At 48.9% G+C, this 7,733-nt stretch carries 4 protein-coding genes; all 4 read left to right on the forward strand.

What is annotated here, in order from left to right:
- Positions 1-718: hydrogenase nickel incorporation protein HypB (hypB, locus tag J0895_RS23695; RefSeq protein ID WP_207090449.1), on the forward strand; the 718-nt coding region annotated here is incomplete at its 5' end.
- A 116-nt stretch (positions 719-834) separates the two neighbouring features.
- A complete protein-coding gene (gene hypF, locus J0895_RS23700; protein ID WP_242541548.1) occupies positions 835-3,147 on the forward strand; it encodes a carbamoyltransferase HypF in 2,313 nt (770 codons plus the stop codon).
- A gap of 6 nt (positions 3,148-3,153) precedes the next feature.
- Entirely contained in the window at positions 3,154-3,393 is a 240-nt protein-coding gene (locus J0895_RS23705; protein ID WP_207090451.1) for a HypC/HybG/HupF family hydrogenase formation chaperone, read from the forward strand.
- A 552-nt stretch (positions 3,394-3,945) separates the two neighbouring features.
- The gene (gene nifJ / locus J0895_RS23710) at positions 3,946-7,527 is read left to right on the forward strand and encodes a pyruvate:ferredoxin (flavodoxin) oxidoreductase (protein WP_207090452.1); all 3,582 of its coding nucleotides are present in this window, start codon (positions 3,946-3,948) and stop codon (positions 7,525-7,527) included.
- Positions 7,528-7,733 lie beyond the last annotated feature (206 nt).

Here is a 7,733-nt window from a genome sequence, read left to right on the forward strand (position 1 = left end):
TCACAGTCATGAAAATGGCCATACTCACAGTCATCATGATGAACCCCATCAAACCCTGGCCGTTGGACAAGCAGTCTTAGCGAAAAATGACCGCCTTGCCGAACGAAATCGCGGCTATTTTATGGCAAAAAATTTGCTAGTTTTGAATGTCCTTTCCTCTCCCGGTTCTGGAAAAACTGCCTTCTTAGAACGGATGGTTCAGGATATTGGCAATCGCATTTCCACCGGCATCATTGTCGGAGACTTAGAAACCGACAACGATGCCATTCGCCTCAAGAATAGTGGGGCATCAGCGGTCCAAATTACCACAGGAACCGTCTGCCATTTGGAATCGGATATGGTGTTGAAAGCGGCCCAACAGCTTAATTTAGATGCCTTAGATTTATTGGTAATTGAAAATGTGGGAAATTTAGTCTGTCCTGCTGCTTATGATTTAGGGGAAGATTTGCGAGTCGTGTTATTGTCGGTGACGGAAGGGGAAGATAAACCGTTGAAATATCCCACCATGTTTAAATCAGCGCAAGTGGTGATTGTTAGTAAAATCGACCTTGCGGAAGCGGTGGAGTTTGACCGAGAGAAAGCGTTGTCCAATATTAGAAAAATAGCCCCGCAAGCGCTTATTTTTGAAGTCTCTTCGCGGAAGGGACAAGGGATGAGTGAGTGGTATGGATATTTAGAACAGCAGTTGAAAAAGTCGCCAGTCAGTACAGTTTCATGATTTTTCTGATGTTCGTAGTAACTATTGAAGGCGTTACTACGAACTGGGAAACGCCTGAAGGCGTTACTACGAACTGGGGAGGATTTATGAATTTATTATTAAAACCTCTTATTTTTATGTCTAACTTAACTCGCCTCTCTATTACAGTTCGGGGGGCGGTACAAGGAGTGGGATTTCGTCCGTTTATTTATCGAATTGCGGCGGAACTACAACTGAAGGGATGGGTGAATAATTCTGCCCAAGGGGTGTTTATCGAAGTGGAAGGAACTCAGGAACAATTAGACACTTTTTTGCTGCGATTGGAACGGGAAAAACCCGCTATTTCATTTATTCAATCCCTGGAATCTACTTGGTTAGAACCTGTTGGGTTTACTGAGTTTGAAATTCGTCCCAGTGTGGCGGGGGAAAAAACGGCGGTGGTGTTGCCGGATATTGCGACTTGTCTTGATTGTTTGCAGGAGATTTTTGACTCCCAAAATCGTCGCTATCGCTATCCGTTTACTAATTGCACTAACTGCGGTCCTCGCTATACGATTATTCGGGGATTACCTTACGATCGCGCAAATACTTCGATGCAGGAATTTCAAATGTGTCCCGACTGTCAGGCGGAATATGAAAATCCTTTAAATCGCCGGTTTCATGCCCAACCGAATGCTTGTCCTAACTGTGGTCCTCAGTTGGAATTTTGGAAAGGGTGGGGTGAGATGTTGGCAACGGGCGATCGCGCTTTAATGGATGCCATTTCTAAGGTGAATCGCGGTCAAATTTTGGCGGTTAAGGGATTAGGTGGATTTCACCTGATGGTGGATGCGGGCAACTCAGCAGCAGTCCGTCGTCTGCGTCGTTGTAAGCATCGGGAAGAAAAACCCTTTGCGGTGATGTATCCCTCATTGGAACAAGTTCGCCAAGAGTGTCAGGTAACGGCGATTGAGGAGAGATTGTTGCGATCGCCGGAATGTCCGATTGTGTTATTACGTCGTCTGCCTGACGCAGCAAGAGGTATCGCCCCGGAAGTGGCCCCGGATAATCCGTATTTAGGGGTGATGTTACCTTATACTCCATTACATCATCTACTGTTGGCAGGGTTGGGTAAACCGGTTGTTGCCACAAGTGGAAATTTAGCCGATGAACCGATTTGTATCGATGAATGGGAAGCGGGCGATCGCCTCAAAGACATTGCCGATGGGTTTCTCATCCATAATCGCCCCATTGTTCGGGCAGTGGATGACTCGGTTGTGAGGGTGGTGGCAGGGCGAGAAATGGTGATGAGACGGGCCCGAGGGTATGCGCCTTTGCCGATTTCCCTGAAGGTTACCCCAGATTCTCCCTCGTCTCACCCGCCAATTTTAGCAGTAGGTGCTCATTTGAAGAGTGCGATCGCCCTTGGGGTATTCCCCCAAATTTTTGTGAGTCAGCATATCGGAGATTTAGAAACCCCCCAAGCATTTCAAGCATTTCAGGAAGCGATTGCCAGTTTACAGCAACTGTATGAGACAAAACCGCAATGGGTGGCCCGAGATGCCCATCCAGACTATCGTTCAACCCGATTTGCCGAGGAATTGGGGTTGCCGGAGATAGCAGTTCAGCATCATTATGCCCATGTTCTCGCTTGTATGGCAGAAAATCAATTGTTAGAGGAAACGGTCCTCGGGGTGGCATGGGATGGGACGGGATATGGGTTGGATGGGACGATTTGGGGAGGTGAGTTTCTCCGGGTTTCTCCCACATCCTGGGACCGGGTGGCCCATTTTCGCACTTTTCCGCTGTTGGGGGGGGACAAGGCGGTGAAGGAACCTCGCCGGGTGGCGTTGGGGTTGTTATATGAGGTGTGGGGGAGTCGTCTGTTTACTCAGGGGATGACTGAAAATTATCAGCATATTCTGGGGATGTTTACACCGTTGGAGTTGACTCTGTTGCGATCGATGTTGGAGAAACAGATTAATACGCCAGTTACTTCTAGTGTGGGACGGTTGTTTGATGGGGTGGCAGCGATCGCCGGGTTGAAATCCCCGATTAGTTTTGAAGGACAAGCGGCGATCGCTTTGGAATTTGCCCTAGAAGGTTGGATAACTCAGGACTATTATCCCTCACCCATTCAGACAGGGAACGGGGTGGCAATCGCTGATTGGGAACCGACAATTTTAGCAATTTTAACCGATGTAGGCGATCGCGTCCCGATGGGGATAATTTCGGCTAAATTTCATAATACCTTGGTTGAAGTCATCCTCTCCATTGCCCAATTTGTGGGGGAAGAACGAATTGTCATGACGGGGGGTTGTTTTCAAAATGCCTATTTAACCGAACGGGGGATTAGTCGGTTAAAATCAGAAGGGTTCCGCCCCTACTGGCATCAACGAATTCCTCCCAATGATGGGGGGATTGCCCTCGGACAAGTGGTGGCAGCGTATAGAAATCTGACTCAGGAGTAATTTAGAATGTGTTTAGCAGTACCGGGCCAAATTATCAGTATTAATGAAAATGACGAACCGTTGTTGCGATTGGGCAGAGTCAGTTTTGGCGGCGTGGTCAAAACTGTCAATCTTGCCTACGTTCCCGAAGCGCAAGTGGGAGACTATGCGATCGTTCATGTGGGTTTTGCATTGAGTATCATTGATGAGGATGAAGCAGAAGAAACTTTAGATTATTTTAAACAAATCCAAGAAGTCTCAACCTAAATCTCGTGAATAGAGGTTGTGAACAACCCGATACCCTGACTGGGTTCGGGATTTTTTTTGTGAATTTATAGCCCAACTCCTTCGTTGAAACAATATACCATACGTCACAAAATTTTCGCTAAAATCTTAATAAAAATTCAACATTTCCCAAGACCATGCCCAGCCTCATGATGGGAATTCCCTGGAGTTGAAACCGAGGGGAAAATTCTTCAAAAAAATATCAAAAATATCAGCTTGTAGGATGTTATAATAAAAATGAGGAAAAAAGCAATGGCCTTTCTTAATGCAGGTTAAAACTGAGTTAAGAAACAAAACAGTTGCAAAAACAAAAAACCTATGGGTCAGAAGAATTAAACAAATAAAAGGTTGTTAAACTGGACCTATCCAGGGGAAACCTACTGAAAAATTGCTGAGAAGATAAGGAGAAAGCTGAAATTCACTAACTGGCTTGATTAGCAAAACATTTCCACCTGATTCCCGAGATTTATCCAAGGGTTAATCTGGCACTTGGGCGCATAAAAACTAGAAAATTGCTCCACAAAGGTTAAAAATATGAGTACGAGAACATTTGCTACCATAGACGCCAACGAGGCAGTTGCCCGCGTCGCTTACAAATTAAATGAAGTCATTGCCATTTATCCGATTACTCCCGCTTCACCGATGGGAGAATGGGCGGATGCTTGGATGTCAGAAGGGCGTCCGAACCTCTGGGGGACGATTCCCTCGGTGGTGGAAATGCAAAGTGAGGCGGGGGCTGCGGGGACGGTACATGGTGCCTTGCAAACGGGTTCCCTGACGACCACCTTTACCGCGTCCCAGGGATTACTATTAATGATCCCCAATCTCTACAAAATAGCCGGGGAACTGACTTGTGCAGTGATTCACGTTGCCGCCAGATCGCTGGCAGCCCAGGCCCTTTCCATTTTCGGGGATCATAGTGATGTGATGGCAGTCCGTAGTACCGGATTTGCCCTGTTATGTTCCGCATCGGTCCAGGAAGCCCATGATTTTGCCTTAATTTCTCAATCAGCAACCCTGAAATCCCGCATCCCCTTCATTCACTTCTTTGATGGGTTCCGCACTTCTCACGAAATCCAGAAGATAGAACTACTAGAAGAGGAGGACCTGCGATCGCTGATTGATGATGCCGGAGTCTTCGCCCATCGCGATCGCGCCTTAACTCCCGATCGCCCTGTCTTACGAGGAACTGCCCAAAACCCCGATGTCTATTTCCAAGCCCGAGAAACGGTCAATCCCTTCTATACCGACTGTTCCGACATCGTACAGCAGGCAATGGACCAGTTTGGGGAACTCACCGGACGCAAGTATCAACTATTCGAGTATCACGGTGCACCGGACCCCAGTCGCCTGATTGTTTTAATGGGTTCCGGTTGCGAAACCGTCCATGAAACCGTAGATTACCTCAACGCCCAAGGGGAAAAAGTCGGCGTTTTGAAAGTGCGATTGTATCGTCCCTTGGATATGAAGCGGTTTGTGGCTGCTATCCCAGAAACCGTCAAGGCGATCGCTGTATTAGATCGCACAAAAGAACCCGGGGCCGGGGGTGACCCATTGTACCTAGATGTCGTCACCGCGATGCATGAAGAATGGGCGGGCGATCGCTTACCGAAACTGGTAGGAGGACGCTATGGCTTATCTTCCAAGGAATTTACCCCGGCAATGGTGAAAGCCATTTTTGATAATCTTAGCCAAGCTAAACCCAAAAATCACTTCACCATCGGCATCAATGATGATGTCACTCACACTTCCCTCGATTACGATCCCAACTTCTCCACGGAACCCGATAGCGTAGTCCGGGCGATGTTCTACGGATTGGGTTCTGATGGAACCGTCGGGGCGAACAAAAACTCCATTAAAATTATTGGGGAAGAAACGGACAATTACGCCCAAGGCTACTTTGTCTATGACTCCAAAAAATCCGGGGCAATTACCATTTCGCACTTGCGATTTGGACCCGAACCAATTCGTTCCACCTACTTGATTGATCAAGCCAACTTTGTCGGCTGTCACCAGTGGATTTTTCTAGAAAAATTAGACGTTTTAAGTGCAGCCGCCCCCGGTGCAATCTTCCTCTTAAATAGCCCGTATCCCCATGAGGAAGTCTGGAATCAACTCCCCCTAGAAACTCAAGAAAAAATCGTCCGCAAAGGCTTAAAAGTCTATACCATTGATGCCACAAAAGTTGCTCGCGACAGTGGCATGGGTGGACGAATTAACACCGTCATGCAGGTTTGTTTCTTCGCCCTATCTGGAGTGTTGCCTCGGGAAGAAGCGATCGCCCAAATCAAAAAGGCGATCGAGAAAACATACGGCAAAAAAGGCAAAGAAATCGTCCGCATGAACCTGCAAGCCGTGGATAATACCCTGGCGAACCTCTTTGAAGTTCCCCTCGGACAACCCACCAGTCCCATCCACAAACAACCGGCTGTTCCTGATTTAGCCCCCGCTTTTATCCGCGAAGTGGAAGGCAAAATGTTGGTGAAAGAAGGGGACGTTTTGCCCGTGAGTGCCTTACCTTGTGATGGCACTTATCCCACCGGAACTTCTAAATGGGAAAAACGGAATATTGCCACCGAAATCCCCGTTTGGGACCCAGATGTTTGCGTCCAATGCGGCAAATGTATCATGGTTTGTCCCCATGCCGTTATCCGAGGTAAAGTTTACGAACCGGCAGCCTTAGCCAATGCACCTTCTACCTTCAAGGCAACCGATACTAAAGATAAAGACTTTGCCGGAACTCAGTTTACCATTCAAGTCTCCCCAGAAGACTGTACCGGTTGCGGCATCTGCGTCGAAGTCTGTCCCGCCAAGAATAAATCCATGCCATCCCTGAAAGCGATTAACATGGAACCGCAAATTCCCCTCCGGGAACCCGAACGGGAAAACTGGGATTTCTTCATGAACTTACCCAACCCCGATCGCCGCACATTGCACCTCGATCGCATTCGTCAGCAACAACTCCAAGAACCCTTGTTCGAGTTTTCTGGGGCTTGTGCCGGATGTGGCGAAACCCCTTATCTGAAGTTAGTCTCCCAACTGTTTGGCGATCGCAGCGTCATCGCCAACGCCACCGGCTGTTCCTCCATCTATGGCGGCAACCTCCCCACCACCCCTTGGGCGCAAAATGCCGAAGGACGGGGACCTGCATGGTCCAACTCCCTATTTGAAGACAACGCCGAATTCGGCCTCGGATTCCGGGTTTCCATCGATAAACAAGCCCAATTCGCCACGGAATTACTCCAAAAACTCAGTAGTGAGATAGGGGACAACCTGGTTACCGGCATTCTCACTGCCACTCAGAAAAACGAAGCGGACATCTGGGAACAACGCGATCGCGTGGCAGCCCTCAAAGAAAAATTACAAGGATTGAACTCCCCAGATGCCCAACAACTCGCCAGTCTAGCCGATTACCTCGTCAAAAAAGATGTGTGGATTATCGGCGGTGACGGTTGGGCGTATGACATCGGCTACGGGGGCTTAGATCATGTCATCGCCTCCGGACGAAACGTCAATATCCTTGTTCTGGATACGGAAGTCTACTCCAACACCGGAGGACAAGCCTCCAAAGCCACCCCACGGGGTGCGGTTGCCAAATTCGCCGCCGGTGGCAAACCCGCTGCCAAGAAAGACCTCGGCTTAATTGCCATGACTTACGGGAATGTATATGTCGCCAGCGTCGCGATGGGGGCCAAAGACGAACATACTCTGAAAGTCTTCCTAGAAGCCGAAGCATACAACGGGCCGTCCTTAATTATCGCCTATTCTCACTGTATCGCCCACGGCATCAACATGATGACTGCCATGAATCACCAGAAAGACATGGTAGAAGCGGGACGGTGGTTACTCTATCGCTATAATCCAGATTTGCTGGAACAAGGCAAGAATCCTCTCCAGTTGGATATGCGATCGCCCAAGAAAGGGGTGGAATATTCCATGTACAACGAGAACCGATTCAAGATGTTGACCAAAACCAAACCCGTTGATGCCAAGCGGTTATTGGGGGAAGCACAAAACGACATCGACACCCGTTGGCAGATGTATGAATATCTCGCCTCCCGTCAGGTTGAAACTCACAATGGGGATGCTGCTGTCGGTGAGGTGACAACAGCCTAGGGTTGCCGGAGACCCCACCCAACCCTTGCTAAGGGGAGGGCTCCGGAGACCCCACCCAACCCTTGCTAAGGGGAGGGCTCCCGGAGACCCCACCCAACCCTTGCTAAGGGGAGGGCTACTCCGGTCCCCTCCCCTTAGCAAGGGGAGGGTTAGGGTGGGGTTCTTCTCAAGCCTGCGCGGGCTACTCCGGTCCCCTCCCCTTAGCA

Origin of the sequence: Phormidium pseudopriestleyi FRX01, from assembly GCF_017313335.1 — a bacterium.
Classification (GTDB): Bacteria; Cyanobacteriota; Cyanobacteriia; order Cyanobacteriales; family Laspinemataceae; genus Laspinema; species Laspinema pseudopriestleyi.

Bases quoted from the DNA above. Each gene is read 5' to 3' on its own strand.
- hypF (WP_242541548.1), top strand. From the start codon at position 835: ATGTCTAACTTAACTCGCCTCTCTATTACAGTTCGGGGGGCGGTACAA.
- J0895_RS23705 (WP_207090451.1), top strand. From the start codon at position 3,154: ATGTGTTTAGCAGTACCGGGCCAAATTATCAGTATTAATGAAAATGAC.
- nifJ (WP_207090452.1), top strand. From the start codon at position 3,946: ATGAGTACGAGAACATTTGCTACCATAGACGCCAACGAGGCAGTTGCC.